This window comes from Sphingomonas sp. Leaf67 (assembly GCF_001421965.1).
In the GTDB taxonomy this organism is placed as follows: domain Bacteria; phylum Pseudomonadota; class Alphaproteobacteria; order Sphingomonadales; family Sphingomonadaceae; genus Sphingomonas.
Genome location: NZ_LMLP01000021.1, coordinates 352,156 through 371,638, shown reverse-complemented (window position 1 = coordinate 371,638; position 19,483 = coordinate 352,156). Strand labels below are relative to the sequence as shown.

At 66.4% G+C, this 19,483-nt stretch carries 21 protein-coding genes; 4 read left to right on the top strand and 17 right to left on the bottom strand.

What is annotated here, in order from left to right; genetic code table 11:
* Positions 1-24: 24 nt before the first annotated feature.
* From ASE90_RS13895 to ASE90_RS13880, 4 genes are all read right to left on the bottom strand, one after another.
* Complete coding sequence (locus ASE90_RS13895; RefSeq protein WP_156361587.1) at positions 25-792, bottom strand: hypothetical protein; 768 nt, start codon at positions 790-792, stop codon at positions 25-27.
* Positions 793-1,068: 276 nt separating this feature from the next.
* The gene (locus ASE90_RS13890) at positions 1,069-1,815 is read right to left on the bottom strand and encodes an HAD-IIB family hydrolase (protein ID WP_056001794.1); all 747 of its coding nucleotides are present in this window, start codon (positions 1,813-1,815) and stop codon (positions 1,069-1,071) included.
* Between the two features lie 64 nt (positions 1,816-1,879).
* On the bottom strand, positions 1,880-2,260 hold the full coding sequence (locus ASE90_RS13885; RefSeq protein WP_056001791.1) for a hypothetical protein: 381 nt from the start codon (positions 2,258-2,260) through the stop codon (positions 1,880-1,882).
* Positions 2,253-2,927, bottom strand: a complete 675-nt coding sequence (locus ASE90_RS13880) for an EI24 domain-containing protein (RefSeq protein ID WP_321163786.1) — start codon at positions 2,925-2,927, stop codon at positions 2,253-2,255. The genes ASE90_RS13885 and ASE90_RS13880 overlap by 8 nt, the downstream gene beginning before the upstream one ends.
* A gap of 149 nt (positions 2,928-3,076) precedes the next feature.
* On the opposite strand from ASE90_RS13880, the gene ASE90_RS13875 reads away from it, so the two are divergent.
* Positions 3,077-4,075 carry an adenosine kinase gene (locus ASE90_RS13875; RefSeq protein ID WP_056001785.1) on the top strand — a complete coding sequence of 333 codons (999 nt, stop codon included), beginning with the start codon at positions 3,077-3,079 and terminating at the stop codon, positions 4,073-4,075.
* 72 nt (positions 4,076-4,147) lie between these two features.
* Here ASE90_RS13875 and ASE90_RS13870 read toward each other — a convergent pair whose 3' ends face one another.
* The 4 genes from ASE90_RS13870 to ASE90_RS20015 all read right to left on the bottom strand — a co-directional run bounded on the left by ASE90_RS13870 (position 4,148) and on the right by ASE90_RS20015 (position 6,663).
* Entirely contained in the window at positions 4,148-5,704 is a 1,557-nt protein-coding gene (locus ASE90_RS13870; RefSeq protein ID WP_056001782.1) for an amino acid permease, read from the bottom strand.
* A 111-nt stretch (positions 5,705-5,815) separates the two neighbouring features.
* On the bottom strand, positions 5,816-6,193 hold the full coding sequence (locus tag ASE90_RS13865; protein WP_056001779.1) for a histidine triad nucleotide-binding protein: 378 nt from the start codon (positions 6,191-6,193) through the stop codon (positions 5,816-5,818).
* A 4-nt stretch (positions 6,194-6,197) separates the two neighbouring features.
* Positions 6,198-6,515: a phosphoribosyl-ATP diphosphatase gene (locus ASE90_RS13860; protein ID WP_056001776.1), complete on the bottom strand. Its 318-nt coding sequence runs from the start codon at positions 6,513-6,515 to the stop codon at positions 6,198-6,200.
* A 1-nt stretch (position 6,516) separates the two neighbouring features.
* Positions 6,517-6,663, bottom strand: coding sequence for a hypothetical protein (locus tag ASE90_RS20015; RefSeq protein WP_156357734.1), 147 nt, complete (start codon positions 6,661-6,663; stop codon positions 6,517-6,519).
* Between the two features lie 171 nt (positions 6,664-6,834).
* Here ASE90_RS20015 and ASE90_RS13855 point away from each other — a divergent pair, with 171 nt between their 5' ends.
* A complete protein-coding gene (locus ASE90_RS13855) occupies positions 6,835-7,599 on the top strand; it encodes a hypothetical protein (RefSeq protein ID WP_056001774.1) in 765 nt (254 codons plus the stop codon).
* Positions 7,600-7,781: 182 nt separating this feature from the next.
* Here the strand turns inward: ASE90_RS13855 and ASE90_RS13850 are convergent, their stop codons facing one another.
* The 9 genes from ASE90_RS13850 to ASE90_RS13810 all read right to left on the bottom strand — a co-directional run bounded on the left by ASE90_RS13850 (position 7,782) and on the right by ASE90_RS13810 (position 16,217).
* The gene (locus ASE90_RS13850) at positions 7,782-8,234 is read right to left on the bottom strand and encodes a MaoC family dehydratase (RefSeq protein ID WP_056001771.1); all 453 of its coding nucleotides are present in this window, start codon (positions 8,232-8,234) and stop codon (positions 7,782-7,784) included.
* A gap of 39 nt (positions 8,235-8,273) precedes the next feature.
* Positions 8,274-9,533 (bottom strand): ectonucleotide pyrophosphatase/phosphodiesterase, encoded by a 1,260-nt coding sequence (locus ASE90_RS13845; RefSeq protein WP_056001768.1) that lies wholly within the window; start codon positions 9,531-9,533, stop codon positions 8,274-8,276.
* A 67-nt stretch (positions 9,534-9,600) separates the two neighbouring features.
* Positions 9,601-10,701 carry a redox-regulated ATPase YchF gene (ychF, locus tag ASE90_RS13840; RefSeq protein ID WP_056001765.1) on the bottom strand — a complete coding sequence of 367 codons (1,101 nt, stop codon included), beginning with the start codon at positions 10,699-10,701 and terminating at the stop codon, positions 9,601-9,603.
* A gap of 65 nt (positions 10,702-10,766) precedes the next feature.
* A complete protein-coding gene (locus ASE90_RS13835) occupies positions 10,767-11,348 on the bottom strand; it encodes a TIGR02466 family protein (protein ID WP_056001762.1) in 582 nt (193 codons plus the stop codon).
* Between the two features lie 38 nt (positions 11,349-11,386).
* Complete coding sequence (locus ASE90_RS13830; RefSeq protein ID WP_056001759.1) at positions 11,387-12,268, bottom strand: alpha/beta hydrolase family esterase; 882 nt, start codon at positions 12,266-12,268, stop codon at positions 11,387-11,389.
* A gap of 306 nt (positions 12,269-12,574) precedes the next feature.
* Positions 12,575-13,444, bottom strand: a complete 870-nt coding sequence (locus ASE90_RS13825; protein ID WP_056001756.1) for an AraC family transcriptional regulator — start codon at positions 13,442-13,444, stop codon at positions 12,575-12,577.
* Positions 13,445-13,611: 167 nt separating this feature from the next.
* Entirely contained in the window at positions 13,612-14,178 is a 567-nt protein-coding gene (pth, locus tag ASE90_RS13820) for an aminoacyl-tRNA hydrolase (RefSeq protein ID WP_056001753.1), read from the bottom strand.
* A 199-nt stretch (positions 14,179-14,377) separates the two neighbouring features.
* Positions 14,378-15,052: a 50S ribosomal protein L25/general stress protein Ctc gene (locus ASE90_RS13815; RefSeq protein ID WP_056002328.1), complete on the bottom strand. Its 675-nt coding sequence runs from the start codon at positions 15,050-15,052 to the stop codon at positions 14,378-14,380.
* Between the two features lie 295 nt (positions 15,053-15,347).
* A complete protein-coding gene (locus ASE90_RS13810; RefSeq protein WP_056001750.1) occupies positions 15,348-16,217 on the bottom strand; it encodes a TraB/GumN family protein in 870 nt (289 codons plus the stop codon).
* A gap of 125 nt (positions 16,218-16,342) precedes the next feature.
* Here ASE90_RS13810 and ASE90_RS13805 point away from each other — a divergent pair, with 125 nt between their 5' ends.
* Together ASE90_RS13805 and glyS are read left to right on the top strand one after the other, a co-directional pair.
* Positions 16,343-17,209 carry a glycine--tRNA ligase subunit alpha gene (locus ASE90_RS13805; protein ID WP_056002326.1) on the top strand — a complete coding sequence of 289 codons (867 nt, stop codon included), beginning with the start codon at positions 16,343-16,345 and terminating at the stop codon, positions 17,207-17,209.
* Positions 17,206-19,431 (top strand): glycine--tRNA ligase subunit beta, encoded by a 2,226-nt coding sequence (gene glyS / locus ASE90_RS13800; RefSeq protein ID WP_056001747.1) that lies wholly within the window; start codon positions 17,206-17,208, stop codon positions 19,429-19,431. The genes ASE90_RS13805 and glyS overlap by 4 nt, the downstream gene beginning before the upstream one ends.
* The last annotated feature ends 52 nt before the right edge of the window (positions 19,432-19,483 follow it).

The following is a 19,483-nucleotide window of genomic DNA, read 5'->3' as shown; positions in this document are numbered from 1 at the left end:
CGTGCCGTCGACCGGCATGGCGGATCAAGGCGTCGCGACCGTCCCTTGCCGCATGAGTGAGCCGAGGGCCGACAATGCCGCCATTGGCTCCGGCACACCGCGGGCATCGATTTCGTTTACGTTGTCGGTCCCGCGCCGTTCGACCAGCGCGATCCAGCCGCGCGCGTCGTTTCCCTCGACCAGCCCGGCCTCGACCAGATCGCCGCCAGCGATCTCCCGGTACACGAACCCGTTCGATGGCGCGATCCAGATGACCCGTCGGTCGGTCACCGCCATCGTTCCGAAGCTGTCATACCATAGCTGCTGCATCGCTTCTGGGCCGTGGAGGATCGCCATGCCCAACGGACCGGAAAAGACAAACAGGACAAAGACAAACCAGAACGTCCTGAGCCAGGGATGGACATCGCCGGTCCCGACCGACCACAGCATCAGCAGAATACCGGTCAAACCGACTGCAAACAGGCCAAGCACGGTCAACCGCGTCGAGGTCAGGCTACGCCAGCCCTGTTTCCCTTGCCACCAAATGACCTCGCCCGGCACTAGCAGCGCGGCATCCATGCCGCTGCCTGCATCGGCGCAAGCGCCATCGCGGTTCTCGCGATAAGCCCGCAATATCGACTTGCCGAGCCACCAGAGCAGCAGTCCGGACACGAACAGTAATGGTGGCAAGGCGACCAGTTGGACCTGCCAGGTCGGCACCTCGGTCCGCACCCCGGCGTGCCGACGGGCCCATGTCATGTCGTCGGGTGACGTCACGACGGCATAAATCGCCGCGATCAGGATCACCAGCATCGGCCCGACCACGATCAGTACCGTCAATGTTCGTGCCGTCCACCCGCGGGACCACCGTGTCCGTTTCATGCGCCACCTGCCCCGGCCTCGTCCGACATCGCCACTGTCCTACAGGGGAATGTTGAGCCTATCGTTGCGGGCGCTCTTTCTACGGTCGATTCAAATCAGACGTCGAATGGCCGGGCGCGAAGCGTGCGACGAAAACGCGGCAAGTGTGACTTTCGTGACCTTTGACCCGCAAACCCCGCCCCGCGCGCGGCGGGGCAGGGGGCGTGGTTACTTCTGGCAGGCGACGATCGCCTCGATCACCGCCAGCGTTTCCTGCGGGTCGCGGATCTTAACCGTGTCCATGCCCGCGGCCTTCGGCGCATAGTCGTTGCCGCCGGGGAAGATCGCATCGCCGATGAACAGCATGTCGTCGGTGGCGATGCCGCTGACATCGGCCAGCTTTGCGAGGCCGGTCGCCTTGTCGACGCCTTCCTTGGTGATGTCGATCGACGTCGCGCCGCCCATGTTGATCGACAGGCCCGGTAGCCGCTGCTTCAGGTCGGCCTGAATGATCTTGCGCTTCTCGAACTTGGGGTCCCAATGTTCCTTGGCATCGATCGGGGCCTGCTGGCCCAGTGCCGAGAACGTGATCTGGCTGCCGCGATCCTCGATCCGCTCGCCCCACGTCTGTTCGGGAACGAAGCCGGTCGCCTCCAGCGCCGCATCGAACGCCGCAAGGATCTTGGCCTTGGTTTCGTCGTCGAACAGGTCGGCATAGACCGCGTTCCAGCGCCCGTCGCCAAAGATGTAGAGCTTGGTGCCGCTGGTCGGCATCATCCACAGGCGGGTAAGATCGGCGCGGTCGGGCAGGCGGGTGGCGACCTGCTTTTCGAACTGCGGCCAGTCGCCGCCGGAGATGATCGCAACATGCGCGACGCCCAGCAGGTCGGCGAGTGCTTCGCCCATCGCCTCGGTCAGTTGCTGTTTGCTTTCGGCCAGGGTTCCGTCGAGGTCGAAGGCTACGAGTTGCTTCATGGATGTACTCCGGCGTGGGGCGGTCGGCGGCGTCGTGCCACCGGTTTGGAAAGGTTGCGAGGCGTCAGCGGCCACCGTCGCGGCGGGTCAGGGCGGCGACGCAGCTGGCGCGGTCGATGGGTGCGCCGTTGCGCTGGCGGGAATCGATATGGCGCACCACCGGCACGCCCCCGGCCTGCGGCGGGTAGAGATAGGCGTCGAGCACGCAGATGTTCGATCCGAACTGCAGCTTGCGCCCGGCCCCCTCGGTCAGGTCGAGTTGCGGCTGGCCGAACAGGCCGGTCAGGGCATTGGCATTCTGGCCCAGCACGCGTTCAAGGCCGACGGTGCCATAGGTCGGGCGCGGGGGGACGGGCAGGACGTTCTGGCGCACGACCGGTCCGGTCGATGCTGCGCAGGCCGACAGGGTCAACCCCGCGACGACTGCGATGAAACCGCTACGCATGTCCGTCCCCCCGCGGGCGTCGCCGGTGGAACCGATGCGTCGCCATCGCCGCACCGATCAGGGGCGCAACGAAACTCACAAACGGCACAAGCAGCAATCCGGTTCCGGCAAGCCCCAGCACGAAGCGTCGCCCGCCCGTGGCGGACCGTTCGGCGGCCATGGCTGCCGGCGGCAAATGACGTGCCGCGACCATGTCCGACAGGTCGCGGCCGAGCAGCCAGCCATTGACGACGAAGAACACCGCCGCCGTCCCGATCCCGGTTGCCAGCAGCACCAGATAGAGCGGCAGGAAGAACAGGTTGACCACCAATGCGCGGAGCGCCGACATCCCGCTCATCGCCAGCGACCGGCCGAGCGGTACCGGGCGGGCGGTGGCGAGCGCGGCGGGGTAATGCTTCGCCTCGACCGCCTCGACCACGTCGTCGGCGAACACGCCGATCACCGCGATCGCGACGATGCGGAACAGCAGCCACGCGATCCCGATCGCGGCGATGGCCGCCGCCACCGCCGCCAGCGTGCCGGCATCGTCACCCAGCAGCAGGAAATCGGCGGTCAGCCAGTGCGCACCCCACGCGATCGCCGCGCCGAGCAAGGCCAGTAGAAACAGGGTCAGCGCCAGCGACTTGGCCAGCACACGCAGAAACGCGCGGTCGCCGAGTTGGCGCACGGACAGAAGAAAGCTTTCGATCATCGCCGGCGACGATGCGGGGAGTGCCGCCCGCCGTCAACGCCTTGCCTGCCCCCACGCCGCTGGCTAACGCGAACGCCTATGTCCCCGCCTATGCTGGCGGCGGATCGATTGTTCGGAGACCTTATTTGACCCAACCCACGCTCGACGTCGTCGCGATCGGCAACGCCATCGTCGATATTCTGGCGCAGTCCGACGATGCCTTCCTTGCCGCCGAGGGCATGACAAAGGGGTCGATGCAGCTCGTCTTCTCGCCTGCCGATGCCGATGCGCTCTATGCGAAGATGGGGCCGGGCCGCGAGATTTCCGGCGGGTCGGCGGCAAACACCGTTGCAGGCATCGCTGCGCTGGGCGGCAAGACCGGGTTCATCGGGCAGGTCGCCGACGATCAGCTGGGTGCAGTGTTCGCGCATGACATCCGTGCCGCCGGCGTCCGCTTCGATACCCCGACCCGTCCCGGCGAACCGACGACCGCCCGCTGCCTGATCTTCGTCACGCCCGACGGGCAGCGGACGATGAACACCTTTCTCGGTGCGTCGCAGTTCCTGCCGGAAGCGGCACTGGATGCCGACCTGATCGCCAGCGGCGCGATCCTGTATCTCGAAGGATATTTGTGGGACCCGGAAGAGCCGCGCGCCGCGATGCGGGCCGGCATCCGCATCGCGCGGGATGCGGGGCGCAAGGTCGCCTTCACCCTGTCCGACACCTTCTGCATCTCGCGCCACGGCGACGATTTCCGCGCGCTGATCGCCGAGGGGCAGGTTGACATCCTGTTCGCCAACGAGGGCGAGCTATTGGCGCTGGCCCACGTCGATAATTTCGACGTGGCGGTCGAGCAGGTGAGCGCGCAGGTGCCGGTGCTGGTGGTAACCCGTGGCGAACACGGCGCGATCGCGGTGACCGGCGGCGAGCGCACCAGCGTGCCCGCCCAGCCGATCGATCGCGTCGTCGACACGACCGGCGCAGGCGACCTGTTCGCCGCCGGCTTCCTGCACGGCCAGTCGCATGGCTACGACATTGAACGCTCGCTGAAGCTCGGCGCACTGTGCGCTGCCGAGATCATCTCGCACTATGGCGCGCGCCCCGAGGCTGATCTGACCAAGCTGATGGTCGAAAAGCTGGGCTGACATCGCCCTCAAATAAAACGGCCCGGAAAGTGTTTTCCGGGCCGTTTTTCGTGTCTGGCTACTGCTGCGGCATCATGCCGCAGGTGTCTCGCCGGGGTGGTTGTCGAGGTCCGTCACCATGACGTGGCCACGACCCAGATGGCTGTTTTTATAGCTGTAGGCGTAATAGATCACGAGACCGACCGCCCCCCACGCTGGCAACACCAGCATTGCTTCGAACGGCAGGTTGACGAACAGGAAGATGCAGCCCGCGATCGTCAGCGGACCGACCAGCCACAAGGCCGGCGTCCTGAAGCGGCGTTCGCGATCAGGTTCGGTACGGCGTAGCATCATGACCGCGATCGCGACCATCATGAAGGCGTAGAGCGTGCCTGCGTTCGCGATATCGGCGAGCTTGCCGACCGGGAGGAATGCCGCCGATAGAGCGACAACCGCGCCGGTAATTATCGTGACGACATATGGCGTCTTATACTTCGGATGGATTTTGGACAGGCCTTCCGGCAGCAGGCCATCACGCGACATCACGAAGAAGATGCGCGTTTGCCCAAAGATCAAAATCAGGATCACTGAAGGCAGCGCGACGAAGGCGGCGATACCCAGCATGTTACCGACCGTGCTGAACCCTATAACCCGCAGGACGTGGGCCAGCGCCTCCTTCGAACAGACCAGCGAATCCGCGTATTGCGGCAACGCGCACTGCCGCGCCAGTTCCTCCGATCCAGCGGGGAAGGGGATGCCGTTGGGTCCCATGATCGGCGTGCCGCCGATCGTGCCGATCGCTCCCGCCGCGACCAAGATATAGAAAACGGTGCAGAACAGCAGCGAACCGATCAACCCGATCGGGACGTTGCGTTGCGGGTTCTTGGTTTCTTCGGCGGCTGTCGAAACCGCGTCGAAGCCGACATATGCAAAGAAAATTGTCGCGGCAGCGCCGACCGCGCCGATCCCGGTGCCAAAGCCGCCAAAAACGCCGGCGGGCAGGAATGGATTGAACCGTGCCATCTCGACCTTGGGCAAGGTCAGGATCAGGAACGCGGTGAGCGCCGTGACCTTGATCGCGACGAGGATTGCGTTGAAGCGGGCACTTTCCTTGGTTCCGACGACAAGCAGCCAGGTAACAAATGCTGCTATAACGACGGCGGGCAGGTTGATGAGCCCACCGGGCGATCCGCCAAATGCCAAGGGGCCGGCCGACAGCCAAGCGGGCATTTGCATCCCTAAGAATTCTCTGATTACCGTGCCCTGGAAATAGTCGGACCATGTAACCGATACCGCCGACGCGGCGACGGCATATTCGAGGACCAGCGCCCAGCCGACCGTCCAGGCGAGCAATTCACCCATAACCGAATAGGTATAGGTATAGGCCGACCCGGCGACCGGGATCATCGCGGCGATTTCGGCATAGCACAGCGCAGCGACGATACAGATGGCACCGGCGATAGCGAATGCCAGCATCAGACCTGGACCGGCCTTCTGCGCGCCGGAAGCGGTCAGTGCGAAGATGCCCGTGCCAATGACGCACCCGATACCGAACAGGGTAAGTTGGAACCACCCGAGCGTCGGCTCCAGCGACTTGGCCTTGGCGGTAGCAAGAATGGCGTCGAGTGGTTTGACGCGCCCGAATTTCATGAAGCGATCCCCTGGATGCACCGCGCTTGCACGGGCGGTGCCCTTTTTTGAATTGCGTGATGCTACCCGCAAAAACCGTCCGTGCAATTCCTTTCGTGTAATAAAGCTGTCCTATCGCGACAGCATCGGTCCCAGCGGCTGCCCGCCGAACAGGTGGAGGTGCAGATGCGGCACCTCTTGTCCGCCGTCTCCGCCGATATTGGCGAGCAGGCGATAGCCCGGTTCGACCAGTCCGTTGTCGCGGGCAATCTGTCCCACCGCGCGGACGAAACCCGCGATTTCCGCATCGCTGCCGCGCGCGGAGAAATCGTCCCACGATACGTACGCGCCCTTCGGAATCACCAGAATATGCACCGGGGCCTGCGGGGCGATGTCGTGGAAGGCGAGGGCGAAATCGTCTTCGTACACGCGCTTCGCCGGAATCTCGCCGCGCAGGATGCGGGCGAAGATGTTGTCGGGGTCGTACGCCTGGGTGGCATTGATCGGCATGGGATCACTCCTTGGGACGGGCGGCCTTTTCGGCGATGCCCGAGCGGCCTTCGCGGGCGGTCAGTTCGGCGCGGACGTCGTCCAGCGTGATGCCGCGATCGGCGAGCAGCACGGTCAGATGGAACATCAGGTCGGCCGCTTCGCCGATCAGGCCGGCGCGATCGTCGCTGCAGGCGGCGATGACGCATTCCACCGCCTCCTCGCCGACCTTCTGCGCGATCTTGCCCGTGCCGCGTGCATGGAGCTTGGCGACATAGGATTGGGTGGGATCGCCGCCGATCCGGCTGACGATTACCGATTCGAGCCGATCGAACGCGTCCATGTCAGTCCTTGCGCTTGCGGTTGCGGATCGCCCGCCGGGCCAGCACCACCATGAATACGAACGCCGCGAATGCAGCGACGTCGGACACGGCAAAGCCCTCCCGGGGAGGAACGACACCGGAATGGGCGGCGAGGGCGGCAGTGGGCATGGGCACGCTCTATGCGGTTTGGACGGCAGCGGGCAAGCGGCACGATGTCGTGCCGTGCCGGGACGGCGGCGTGCAGGAACCGGCCGCGTCGACCGGTCGTTTTACGTCATTATCCATTATCGGGCGCGGCAGCCGTTATCGACAGGCCCAGCGACCCGCGGGAGCAATTGCATGTTTTACCGGCTGCGCGCGATCGTGCTGGCATTGGCGGCGGGAGCAGGCGTGTCCGCCTGCGCCTATGGCGATCTTGGCTATGGTGGCGTCGGGGTCGGCGTCGGATCGGGCTATTACGGCGGCGGTGGTTATGGGGGCTATGGTGGCTATGCCGATCCCTATGCTGCCGGGTTCGGCGATCCGTATTGGGGATGGTTCGGCGACTATTATTATCCGGGCACCGGCTATTACGTCTATGACCGCTATCGTCGGCCGTTCCGCTGGAACGATCGCCAGCGTTATTTCTGGGAGCAGCGGCGCGGCCAGTGGCGCGGCGACTGGGGCAATGGGCGGCCGCGTTGGGATCGGTGGGACCGACCGGGGTTCGACCGGCGGCCCGGCTTCGAGAATGTCCCGCGCGGGACCAGCCAGTCCCCGCTGCCCGGTCGTCCGGGCGGCTGGCGTGGCAGGCCCGATGTGCGTCCGGATGGTGCGGCACGGCCGGGCTTCGATCGGCGACGCGGGTTCGAATATGTGCCGCGCGGATCGACCCAATCGCCGGTCCCCGGTCAGCCGGATGCCTCGCCGGGCAACGCGTCCCGGCCGGGTTTCGAACGACGGCGAGGATTCGAAAATGTGCCGCGCGGGTCCGGCCAGTCGCCAAGGCAAGGGGCTGGAGCGGTCCGTGGCTTCGAGCGGCCCGAAGGGGTTCGTCCGGCCGGCGGTCGCATCCGGGGACCGGAAGGACGCGGACCGGGGCGTGGCGGACGGCGACCGGATTAGGGCCACGCTCTTACCGGTTTCGAAGGTTTTTAGACCGCGCGAAGTCGTGGAGTCTGCGAACGTCACGCGAAGCTTCGTATTCCTACAACGCCCCGGTATAGACGGTGGTACCAAGAAGGGCCCCGCTGGAATGGCGGGACGAGTTCGTAATGGCGTGCGGCAAAGAGCGGAAAAGAGGCGTATCAGGCCTTGCCCGCCCGCGTCGCGATCAGTGCTTGCGAAATGAACGTCAGCACCACCTGATCCGCCTGATTACGGACCGTCACCTCGCTCGCCACATTGCCCATTTCCGGACGGCTGCGCGACGCGCGAACCGACCGGACCACGGTTTCGCACGACAGGGTGTCGCCGGGATAGACGGGTCGCTTCCAGCGTAGTTCGTCGATGCCCGCCGCACCGAGGCTGGCGATCGGGTTCGCGGTCCAATGATCGACCAGCATCGCCATGGTCATCGCGCAGCTATGCCAGCCGCTCGCCGCCAGCCGCCCGAAATGGGTCTGCGCGGCGGCTTCGTCGGAAAGGTGGAACGGCTGTGGGTCGTACTCCCGGGCGAAGTCGACCACCGCGTCGCGTTCGACGCGGTAGGAGCCGAAGCGGGCGGTTTCGCCGACGGCGATGTCCTCGAAATAGCGCATGGCGGCAGTTTCAGGACGAAACCCACCGGCTGGCAAACATTATCGCAGCGCCGCCGCCGCGATGCCGCCATCCCCGTCGAGCGTCGGATCGGTGGGTAGTCCGAGCATCCGACGAAGCAGGGGGGCGACCGCCGTGTTGCGGAACGCCGGCAGCTTGACGCCCGGTCGGAAGGCAGGGCCGCCGGCGACGAACAGCGCCTGCATATCCGGCGCGGCGTCATCATAGCCGTGCGCGCCTCCCGTCAACGGCCGCGTCGGGGCGGTCGCCAGGATCGTCCAGCCGATCTCCGCAAGGCACAGGAACGACGGCACGCGCGGATGGGTGCCGTAGCGCAGCCGCGCCGGGATCTGTGCCTTCGGCCAGCATTGCATATGCGGCTGTGGCTGGCCGAGCGCAGCGGCAAGTACGGCTTCCTTGCCCGGCATCGGTTCGATCGCGGCATAGGGACCGGTTTCGATCAGGCGATAGCTGTCGACCGGTGCGATGCGGTCGAACGCAATGACCCGGTCGGTAGCGACCGCTGCCATGCCGTGATCGGCGACGACGATCAGATTCGCCGGCTGATTCAGAGCCGCCAGTTCGCGCTGCAACCGGCCGATCGCGGCATCGACGCGGGTCATCGCGCCCAGCGTCTCGGGCGAATGCGGGCCGTCGTCGTGGCCGGCGACGTCGACATCGTCGAAATAGAGGGTGACGAACCGCGGGCGGGTCGCCGCCGGTCGCCGCAGCCAGTCGACCACCGCATCGACGCGCTGTTCGGCGGTGATCGCCTGATTGAACGCCTGCCAGTCCGACGCGTGGTGGCCGCCGGTATAGACGCCGTGGTCGGGCTTGCCGGTACCGCCCCACGCGACTTCGCTGCCCGGCCAGAACATCGTCGCGCTGCGCACGCCGCCCTCCTCGGCAGCGATCCAGATCGGCTTGGCGGTGTTCCACCAGAAGGGGTCGTCGGTCGCCATGGTGAAGACCTCACCGGGGCGATTAGCGTCCTCCATCTTGTTGCCGACGATGCCCGACTTGTCGGGGCGCACGCCGGTCGCGAGCGTCCAGAAATTGGGGAAGGTCTTGGTCGGGAAGCTCGGCTGCATCGACGCCGACACGCCGTCCGCCGCCAGCCGCGACAGGTTCGGCGCGATCGCTGGCGACAGATAGTCTGGCCGGGCGCCGTCGACGCCGATCAGGATCGTGACCGGCGCCTTCGCCTCGGCGACCGCAGCGGGCGGTGGCGCTACCGATCCGGTCTGGATGACGCAGCCCGACAGGGCTGCGAGCGCGACGAACAGGGCGGGGATACGCATGACAGGTCTCGGTACAAGGACACGTCGTTCGTCTATCGCCCGCCGGTGACGGGAATGTGGCGTGCGATCAGACGTTGAAGCGGAACAGCATCACGTCGCCGTCCTGCACGACATATTCCTTGCCCTCGGCGCGTAGCTTGCCCGCATCGCGCGCGCCGCTTTCGCCCTTGCACGCGACATAGTCGTCGAAGGCAATGGTTTCGGCGCGAATGAAGCCGCGTTCGAAATCGCTGTGGATCTCGCCGGCCGCCTGCGGTGCCTTCGCTCCGACCGACACGGTCCATGCGCGGGCTTCCTTGGGGCCGACCGTGAAGAAGGTCAGCAGGTGAAGCAGCGAGTAGCCGGCGCGGATCACGCGGGCTAGGCCGGTTTCGGCCAGACCCAGATCGGACAGGAATTCGGCGCGGTCGGCGGGTGCCATCGTGGCGATTTCGGCCTCGATCGCGGCGGAGACGACGACAGCTTCGGCACCTTCCGCCTTGGCCTTGGCAAAGACCTTGGCGGACAGTTCGTTGCCCTCGGCCGCGTCCTCTTCGTTGACGTTGCAGACATAGAGGACCGGCTTGGCGGTCAGCAGCTGCGCCTGTGCGAACAGCCGTTCCTCTTCCTCGTCCTTGATCTCGGTCAGGCGCGCGGGCTTGCCTTCGCGCAACAGGTCGAGCGCGCGGCCGAGGACGACGACGCCGATCTTCGCTTCCTTGTCGCCCTGCTGCGCCTTCTTGGCGAGGTTCGGCACGCGCTTTTCGAGCGATTCGAGGTCGGATAGCATCAGCTCGGTTTCGACGGTATCGGCATCGGCGATCGGATCGACCCGGTCGTCGACATGCTGGATATCGTCATTCTCGAAACAGCGCAGCACATGCACGATCGCGTCGACTTCGCGGATGTTGCCGAGGAACTGGTTGCCGAGACCCTCTCCCTTCGACGCGCCGCGCACGAGGCCGGCGATGTCGACGAACGCCAGCTGCGTTTCGACCTTCTTGGCCGACCCGGCGATGTCCGACAGCGCATCCAGCCGCGGATCGGGGACGGCGACGTTACCGACGTTCGGTTCGATCGTGCAGAAGGGGTAGTTGGCCGCCTGCGCTGCCTGAGTCTGCGTCAGGGCATTGAAGAGGGTGGACTTGCCGACATTCGGCAGCCCGACGATACCGCAGCGAAAACCCACTTGGCGCAATCCCGGTGATGATGGAAAGCCCGCCCCTTAGCGGCTGGCGGCGGTCATTGCAAAAGCTACCAGCGATAGTTGAAGCTGACGCTGATCCGCTCGCCCTTGCCGGCATGGGGCATGACCTCGTGCCGCAGCCAGCTTTCCCACAGCAGGAGCGTGCCGGGCCGGGGCACGACGGTTTCGAACGTGCCGGGGCGGGTGGGAGCGGCCATCAGCATCGGCAGGCGCGGGTCTTCGAAGCGGATGCCGCCGGCCCCCTCGGGAACCGCGACATAGACGGTGCCGGAGACGACACTGTGCGGGTGGAGATGGCCCGAATGGCCGCCGCCGGGTTTCAGCAAGTTCACCCACAGGCTGTCGAGCTTCAGCTTGCCGCGCCCAAGCTCCATGCCGCAGGCGGCGGCAAATTTCGCGACATTGCGGTCGAGGATGCGCTTGAGATCAGCGAACACCGGATCGCGCAGTGGCAGGTCGTTCAGCGAGGCATAGGAGGTATAGCCGTGATAGCCATGCTCCTTCGACCAGCGTCGCCCGGCCATGTCCTCCTCGGCCAGTGCGCGGACCGACGCGTCTAGCTCGGCGACGAGCGCGTCGTCGAAGGTCGCTTCGTAGAGGTGGGTCGGGAACAGGGCGCGGACGGTCATCGGTGCGACTTGGCCGATCGGAGGCGCTTTGGAAAGGGTCAGCGGCGGTGCTGCGACAGGAACGCCCAGAGCGCGTCGTTGTCGACCACCCAGCTATGCCCGCCGCCGACGGTGATCCGCCCGACCACATCCGCGCCGCCCCGGCAGCGTGTGTAGCGTTCCTCGTAGACCTTGGTCGCGACCCAGCGGGCCGTGGGGGCGGCGGTGCAGCGGTTGAGCGACGCCCAGCGCCGTTCGGCGGCGTGCATGGTGTAGGACCAGTATTTTGCGCCGCCGCCTTCGATCGGGTTGGTGGTGTCGGCATCGCCGGCGAAGGCGATGACCGGAACCGGCTGGCTCGGGCGGCAGGTGGCGGGATCGGGGCGGGTCGGATCGCTGGCGAGCGGATTGCCGGCGCGCAGGCCCACGACCGGGGCGATCGCGGCGAAGCGGTCGGCCGCGACGCAGCCGAGCCACGACGTCATCCGCCCGCCGCCCGACAGGCCGGTGGCATAGACGCGGGCGGGATCGACACAGCCGGCCTTCGCCAACCGGTCGATCAGCGCGCCGAGAAAGGCGACGTCATCGGGCGCGTCGGGACCGGGGATCGTCCCGGCGACGGTGGGCACACCGGGGATGTTCCAGACGAAACCCTTGTCATGGGGGATGCCGGCGTCGGGGGCGGCGACGACGAAGCCGTGCTGGTCCGATGCTGCGGCGAGGTTCGAATCGCGGAGCATCGCCGGTCCGGTGCTGCCGCTGCCATGGAGCAGGATGACCAGCGGGGCGGGGGTGGTGGGGCTCGGCGGCAGGTGGACCAGTACCGATCGGTCGCCGACGGTGACCTGCGACTCGCCGGACAGGGTGCAGCGCGGGGCGGCATGGACGGCGCCGCCGGACAGGGCGAGGAGGAAAGCGAGCATTCGGAGGAGCTTGGCCATGGACGCTTTCCTATCGGCGCGGGCCGGCTTGGCGCAAGACCGGGCCAAAGGTCACAAAAGTCACACTCGTGCGCGTTTCGCGGTCGGGTCGCGTTGGTGGTGGCCGTGGTCGGCGGGCAAGGGATCGGTCCGGCGAGGATGGCTTGTCCCGAAGGTGTAGGAAAGCGGTTATGCGATGACGCTGCCCATGCGTCGCCGTACCCCGACTGAGGCCGGGGTACGGATTTCGAAGTCTCTGACGTCTCGGCTCGATCCGGGGCTCAAGGCCGGAGTGACGGGGTTGGGAGCGCGCGCCCCCAACCCCCTCTAGCGCAGCGGCAGGAACAGGTCGGTGATCGCCTCGCCCTCGGGCACGTCGGGGAAGAAGCTGACCCGCTGACAGAATAGCGGAACGTCGCGCAACTCCTCGCCGCTGTCGGGCAGCCATTCGCGGTAAAGGTGCAGCGCGGCGGCCTCCAGATCGTCGCTACGCCCGGTCACGCGCAGCACAGCGCAGCGGCCGGCGGGGATCAGGCCGGGGGTCACGCCGTCGCTTGCCGGGAAGCGGCGGTCGGTGCCGACGCACAGGTCGATGCGGACCGGTCCCGCCGCCGGGTCGGTGGGATCGGTATGGAAGATGTTGAAGGTCGGGCTGTCGGCGGGCGACAGGCGGTTCGCGCGACGCCACGCGATGAAGCGGCGGATCGTGTCGCCGATCGCTGCCATGTCGCCGTCATGCGACATGAGCGCGATCGGCGTGGCGGGGAAATCGCGGATGGTGATCGGGTCGAAATGCTGCATCGTTCGGTTCCTCAAGTCGTCGAGCGGCAGAAGCGCCGCACGCCACGGCGCCCAATCGGGCGCGGAACGGAAATCGGACGGCGATTGCCCGAAGCGCTTGCGAAAGACGCGGGCAAAGGCGTCGGGGGCGTCATAACCGGCATCCAGCGCAACGTCGGTGATCCGGTCGCGATCGCGATAGGCGAGCTGGTACGACGCGCGTTTCAGCCGGGCGAGCTGGACATAGCGATGCACCGACAGGCCGAAGCACGCGGTGAATTGCCGATGGAAATGAAATTTCGAGAAGGCGGCAACCGCACTGATGGTTGCGAGGTCGAGATCGTCGTCCAGATGCCGGTCGATATGGTCGAGCGCGCGGCGCATGCGGTCGTGATAGGTGCGTTGCGCCGGCGTCATGTCCGTTCCTTGTGTGGCACGGCGATGTAGGCGCGGGAAGGGGCGGGGCGCTCGACCGATCTTGCGGTTTGGGGGGAGGGGACTCTTTCGTCACCCCGGATTAAGTGCGCGGTGACGATGCCGTTGTTGTAGTGCTCGACAATTTTCCTCGCCGTTCACAGCCCCTCTCACCCCATCCGCCGTGCGATTTCGTTCATGAAGCGGACGTCGTCGCCTGCCGCCAGCCATGGGGCTTCGGCGGCGACCGCGCCGAGCAGGTCGGTCAGGTCGTCGAGTTCGGCCTTGGCAAAATTGCCGAGGACATAGGGGCTCACCCGGTCCTTGTGCCCCGGATGGCCGATGCCGAGGCGGATGCGGCGGAAGTCGGGGCCGATATGCGCGTCGGTCGAGCGCAACCCGTTATGGCCGGCATGGCCGCCGCCGGTCTTCACCTTCAGCTTGAACGGGGCGAGGTCGAGTTCGTCGTGGAAGATGGTGACGTCGGCCGGCGTCAGCTTGTAGAAGCGCATCGCTTCGCCGACCGAACGGCCGCTTTCGTTCATATAGGTGCCGGGTTTGAGCAGCAGGATCTTCTGCGTGCCGATCCGACCTTCCTGTACCCAGCCCTGGAAGGCCCGTTTCGGGGCGGTGAAGCCATGGACCTCGGCGATGGCGTCCACCGCCATGAAGCCGATATTGTGGCGGTGCATGGCATATTGCGGGCCGGGATTGCCGAGGCCGGTCCAGAGCTGCATCGAGGGGTCCTTTGGGCTGGCTGGCGGGTGGCTGTAGCGGGTGTGGGGGCGTTGGTCACGGGTGGGAGCGTTTGGTTCCGGCGGAAGAAGAGGCGCGACCCCGGATCAAGTCCGGGATGACGTGGTGCTCCAAAACGCAAAAGGAGCGGGACGACCTCGGCCATCCCGCTCCTTCGTAGCGCCGGAAAGGCGGGGCGGATCAGCCCTCGGCCTTGTCCTCGCCTTCGCCTTCGCCTTCGGCAGCGGCTTCGGCCGACTGCGCTTCGGCGACTTCGGCGTCGAGCGCCTCGTCCTCGGCAGTCAGCGTGGTCGGCTGGCTGATCGTCGCGACGGTGGCGGTGTCGTCCCCGGCGGTCGCTTCGGCGCCGTTCGGCAGCGTCACGTCCGACAGATGGATCGAATCGCCGACTTCGCGTCCGGTCAGGTCGACGACGATCTCGGTCGGGATGTTCGACGCTTCGACGGTCAGTTCGATCTCGTGCGCCACGACGTTCAGAACACCGCCATCACGCTTGATGCCGGGTGCGTCGTCTTCGTTGGTGAACACCACCGGCACGGCGACGGTCACGGTCGCATCCTTCGAGATGCGCAGGAAGTCGACATGGATCGGCTGGTCGGTGACGACGTCGAAGGCGACGTCCTTGGCCAGCGTGCGCACCTTCGTGCCACCGACATCGACCATGATCACCGAGTTCATGAAGTGGCCGGTCATCAGCTGCTTCATCAGTTCACGGGCGTTCAGGTGGATGCCCTGTGGGTCCTGCTTGTTGCCATAGATTACGGCGGGGACGCGGCCATCGCGACGCAGGGCACGGGAGGCTCCCTTGCCTGCCCGATCGCGCGTCTCGGCCGACAGGTGCAGCGTATCGCTCATCATGTCTTCCTTGAATGCTTGGTTTATCAGTCTTGCGCGGCCGGGCCTCCAGGGATGACCCCGGCACGAACAAGCGCGGGCGCATAGGGGAGTTCGGGGGGAAAGGCAAGGTTGGGGGCCTGGCCCATATTACTGACTGCCTCAAATCCGTTTGCTTCGAGCGGAGGTTCGAGCTTGCCGAGAACCGTAGTCGAGAAGAGGGTGCCCCAAGCGACCGCGTTCTCGACGGACGCTTCTCGACTTCGCTCGAAGCTGCTCGAACCAAATGGGGTGGGTGGTGGGGCAGCGGCGGCGGCTACTGCACCCGCGTCACTTCTATCCCCATCGCATGCAACCGCGCTGGCACGCTGCCCGCCCCGGCCAGATGCCCCGCGCCGACCGCGACGAATCGCGTGCCGCCTTGCCGCATCCACCTGGCGATCGTCCGCGCCCATGCCGCATTGCGCCGGTCGAGCAGCGCGGCGCGGACCGCCGGGCCGGCGTCGTCCATGTCGCTTGCCAGCAGGCGGTCGAGCGTGGCCACATCGCCCCGACCCCATGCGGTGACGACGCGGTCCATCGCCGGCACCGGATCGGGATCGTCGAGCACGCGCGCCAGCATCGTGCGCTGCGCGGGTTGCGGCAACGCGGCGAAGATGGCGAGTTGCCGGTCGAGGGTTTCGAGCGGCTCGATCACCGTACCGCTGCGATCGGCGAGCGTCGCCAGCAGCGTTTCGGGCGCGGGGGCCGGGCTGTAGCCGGCACGGGCGAGCGGCTGGCCGGCGAGGGTGGTGGCGGCGAACCACGGATCGGTCGCGTCGAACGCCTGTGCCGGAAAGCCGAGGTCGTGCGCCCGCTTGCGCAAGCGCCGGTCGAGCGCGGGCGGCAGCGGGGCGGGGCGGACCGGCGCGACCGCGACCAGCGCCTGCGCCATCGCGTCGGGAGTGGTCGGCGCGATTTCGAGGGTCAGCACGTCACTGTCGGCAACGGCCCGCGCGACCGGACCGGTCAGCCACGGCGTGCCGGGACGCAGCAGATGCACCGTGCCGAACAGCCAGATCGTCGTATCGGCATCGCGCGCGACCCACAGCGCCGGGGCGAGCGCTGCCGGGGCCGCAAGCGGGCTGGCGAGCGAGAGCCAGCCGAGCACGAGGGCGATACAGGACAGGAAGCGTCGGGACGACATGCGCGTCGGCTTAGCGGGGCCGGTGCCCCGGCCGCAACCTTGACCCGCATTCGCCCCAAGGGCTAGGCGCGAAGGCTCTTGCATCAATAGGCGAAACCATGTCCGCCCCGCTCAGCTTCCAGAAAATGATCCTGACGCTCCATGACTATTGGAGCGATCGGGGCTGCGTCATCCTGCAACCCTATGACATGCGGATGGGCGCGGGCACGTTCCACCCCGCGACCACGCTCCGCGCGCTGGGGCCGGAGCCGTGGAATGCGGCGTTCGTCCAGCCCTCGCGGCGGCCGACCGACGGGCGCTATGGCGAGAACCCGAACCGGTTGCAGCATTATTATCAGTATCAGGTGATCCTGAAGCCCTCGCCGCCCGATCTGCAGGAGCTGTATCTGGGGTCGCTGGCGGCGATCGGGATCGACTTCACGCAGCACGACATCCGCTTCGTCGAGGACGACTGGGAATCGCCGACGCTGGGCGCGTGGGGTCTGGGCTGGGAAGTGTGGTGCGACGGGATGGAAGTCACCCAGTTCACCTATTTCCAGCAGATGGGCGGGTTCGATTGCAAGCCGGTCGCGGGTGAGTTGACCTATGGGCTGGAGCGGCTGGCCATGTATATCCAGGACAAGGACAGCGTGTACGACCTCGCGTTCAACGACGCTGGCGTCACTTATGGCGACGTGTTTCTCGAAAACGAGAAGCAGATGTCGAAATGGAATTTCGAGGTCGCCGATACCGACGGGCTGTTCGACCTGTTCAAAAAGGCTGCGGCGGAGTGCGAGAATGCGCTGGCCAACGACGTACCGATCGCGGCCTATGAACAGGCGATCGAGGCGAGCCATGTGTTCAACCTGCTGAATGCGCGCGGCGTGATCTCGGTCGCGGAGCGGCAGGCCTATATCGGGCGGGTGCGCGATCTGGCGAAGGCCAGCTGCGCGAAGTTCATCGAGACGCAGACGCCCAAATGGCAGGCGAAGTTTCCGGGGTGGGTGGCATGACCGATTTCCTGCTCGAACTGCGGTCGGAAGAGATCCCGGCACGGATGCAGGCAAAGGCTCGCGAGGATTTGTCCAAGCTGTTCGTCGGTGAACTGGCGAAGGCTGGCATCGCGGCGGCGCGGATCACGACCTATGCGACGCCGCGGCGGCTGGTGCTGATCGCGCACGACCTGCCCGAGCGGACCGAGCCGGTGCGCGAAGAGGTGAAGGGGCCGCGTGCCTCCGCCCCGCCACAGGCGCTGGAAGGATTTCTGCGCAAGACCGGGCTGACGCGCGAAGCGCTGACCGAGCGCGACGGCGTGTTGTTCGCGGTGACCGAAGTACCGGGGCGCGAGACGGCGCAGGTGCTTAGCCTCGCGATTCCGGCGATCGTGCGCGCGTTCCCATGGCCCAAGTCGATGCGCTGGGGGGCGGTGTCGCTCAGCCCGGAAAGCCCGCGCTGGGTGCGGCCGTTGCAGGGCATCGTCGCGCTGTTCGGCAGCGATGTGGTGCCGTGCGAGGTTGCTGGCGTGACCAGCGGTGCGGTGACGCTGGGGCATCGTTTTCACCATCCGGCTGCGATCACGATCGGGTCGGCGGCGGACTATGTCGAGAAGCTGCGCGCGTGCCACGTGATCGTCGATCAGGACGAGCGCGCCGCGATCATCGCGGTCGGGGCCAAGATGGCGGCGCAGGGTGCCGGCCTCCGCCTTGTCGAGGATGAGGGACTGCTGGCGGAGAATGCCGGCCTCACCGAATGGCCGGTGCCGTTGATCGGGCGTTTCGACGAAGCGTTCCTCGCCGTGCCGCCGGAGGTGATCCAGCTGACCGCGCGGGTGAACCAGAAATATTTCGTATGCCGCGATGCGGAGGGCAAGCTGGCCAACGCGTTCGTCTGTACCGCCAATATCGATGCGGCGGAGGGCGGCGAGCGAATCGTCGCGGGCAATGCCAAGGTGCTGGCGGCGCGGCTGTCGGATGCGAAGTTCTTTTACGAGACCGATCTGAAGACGCGGCTGGAGGACCAGTTGCCGAAGCTCGACAAGATCGTGTTTCACGAGAAGCTGGGCACGGTTGCCGACAAGGTCGAGCGGGTGGCGAAACTCGCGCGCTGGCTGGTCGAGAGTGGTGTCGTAAAGCTCTCTCCCCCTCGGGGGGGAGGGTTGGGAGAGGGGCTTTCAGAAGCCGCTTCGCTTGCGGCCAGTCCCCTCTCCCCGACCCTCTCCCCTGAAGGGGAGAGGGAGAAGATGGCCGACATGGCCGAGCGCGCCGCAAGGCTCGCCAAGGCCGATCTGGTCACCGGCATGGTTGGCGAGTTCCCCGAATTGCAGGGGCTGATGGGCGGCTATTACGCCGCCGCGCAGGGCGAACCGGCGCAAGTCGCCGAGGCGGTGCGCGATCATTACAAGCCGGTCGGGCAGGGGGATGACGTCCCGACCGCGCCGGTGACGGTCGCGGTGGCGCTGGCGGACAAGCTGGACAGCATCGTTCAGTTCTTTGCCGTCGGGTTGAAGCCGAGCGGATCGAAGGATCCGTTCGCGTTGCGCCGGTCGGCTTTGGGCGTGTTGGCGCTGCTGCTCGACAATGGCGTCCGGGTATCGTTGTCGAAAGCGACTGCGGCGGCAGGTGCGAGCGCACACGAAGATGTCCTCGACTTCTTCGCCGACCGCCTCAAAGTGCAGCAACGCGAAGCCGGCGTCCGCCACGACCTGATCGACGCCGTCTTCGCGCTCGGCGGCGAGGATGACCTCGTCCGCCTGCTCGCCCGCGTTCATGCGCTCCAGTCGTTCGTCACCACCGAGGACGGGACGAACCTGCTCGCCGGGTACAAGCGTGCGGCGAATATCCTGAAGAAGGAAGCGCCGGGGACCAGCAAGTCTATCCCGGAAACGGGTGAGGAAGACCCGCTGGCGATGGTCGAGGACCCGGATTTCGTGGCCGTCGTCGCCGAATATGCCCGGACCGAGCGCGAGAAGCGCGACTATGACCGCGCGCCGGCTGAAGCCGCACTGATCGCGGCGCTCGATGCGGCCGAGCCACGCGCCGCGGCCGCGATCGAGGCCGAGGATTTCGCTGGTGCGATGTCGGCGCTGGCGTCGCTGCGTGCGCCGATCGATGCGTTCTTTACCGACGTGACGGTCAACGATGCCGACCCGCACAAGCGCACCGCGCGCCTGTCGTTGCTGGCACGGGTGCGCGATGCGGTACACCGGGTTGCCGATTTCTCTAAAATTGAGGGCTGACCTGCCGGTTTAACCCGTTTAACGGGACGTAAGGGCCAGGCCCGATCGAATC

Excerpts from the sequence above, each read along its gene's own strand:
- ASE90_RS13895 (WP_156361587.1), bottom strand. The coding sequence starts at position 792 with ATGCTGGTGATCCTGATCGCGGCGATTTATGCCGTCGTGACGTCACCC.
- ASE90_RS13890 (WP_056001794.1), bottom strand. The coding sequence starts at position 1,815 with ATGAAGCAACTCGTAGCCTTCGACCTCGACGGAACCCTGGCCGAAAGC.
- ASE90_RS13885 (WP_056001791.1), bottom strand. The coding sequence starts at position 2,260 with ATGCGTAGCGGTTTCATCGCAGTCGTCGCGGGGTTGACCCTGTCGGCC.
- ASE90_RS13870 (WP_056001782.1), bottom strand. The coding sequence starts at position 5,704 with ATGAAATTCGGGCGCGTCAAACCACTCGACGCCATTCTTGCTACCGCC.
- ASE90_RS13865 (WP_056001779.1), bottom strand. The coding sequence starts at position 6,193 with ATGCCGATCAATGCCACCCAGGCGTACGACCCCGACAACATCTTCGCC.
- ASE90_RS13860 (WP_056001776.1), bottom strand. The coding sequence starts at position 6,515 with ATGGACGCGTTCGATCGGCTCGAATCGGTAATCGTCAGCCGGATCGGC.
- ASE90_RS20015 (WP_156357734.1), bottom strand. The coding sequence starts at position 6,663 with ATGCCCACTGCCGCCCTCGCCGCCCATTCCGGTGTCGTTCCTCCCCGG.
- ASE90_RS13855 (WP_056001774.1), top strand. The coding sequence starts at position 6,835 with ATGTTTTACCGGCTGCGCGCGATCGTGCTGGCATTGGCGGCGGGAGCA.
- ASE90_RS13850 (WP_056001771.1), bottom strand. The coding sequence starts at position 8,234 with ATGCGCTATTTCGAGGACATCGCCGTCGGCGAAACCGCCCGCTTCGGC.
- ASE90_RS13845 (WP_056001768.1), bottom strand. The coding sequence starts at position 9,533 with ATGCGTATCCCCGCCCTGTTCGTCGCGCTCGCAGCCCTGTCGGGCTGC.
- ASE90_RS13835 (WP_056001762.1), bottom strand. The coding sequence starts at position 11,348 with ATGACCGTCCGCGCCCTGTTCCCGACCCACCTCTACGAAGCGACCTTC.
- ASE90_RS13830 (WP_056001759.1), bottom strand. The coding sequence starts at position 12,268 with ATGGCCAAGCTCCTCCGAATGCTCGCTTTCCTCCTCGCCCTGTCCGGC.
- ASE90_RS13825 (WP_056001756.1), bottom strand. The coding sequence starts at position 13,444 with ATGACGCCGGCGCAACGCACCTATCACGACCGCATGCGCCGCGCGCTC.
- pth (WP_056001753.1), bottom strand. The coding sequence starts at position 14,178 with ATGCAGCTCTGGACCGGCCTCGGCAATCCCGGCCCGCAATATGCCATG.
- ASE90_RS13815 (WP_056002328.1), bottom strand. The coding sequence starts at position 15,052 with ATGAGCGATACGCTGCACCTGTCGGCCGAGACGCGCGATCGGGCAGGC.
- ASE90_RS13810 (WP_056001750.1), bottom strand. The coding sequence starts at position 16,217 with ATGTCGTCCCGACGCTTCCTGTCCTGTATCGCCCTCGTGCTCGGCTGG.
- ASE90_RS13805 (WP_056002326.1), top strand. The coding sequence starts at position 16,343 with ATGATCCTGACGCTCCATGACTATTGGAGCGATCGGGGCTGCGTCATC.
- glyS (WP_056001747.1), top strand. The coding sequence starts at position 17,206 with ATGACCGATTTCCTGCTCGAACTGCGGTCGGAAGAGATCCCGGCACGG.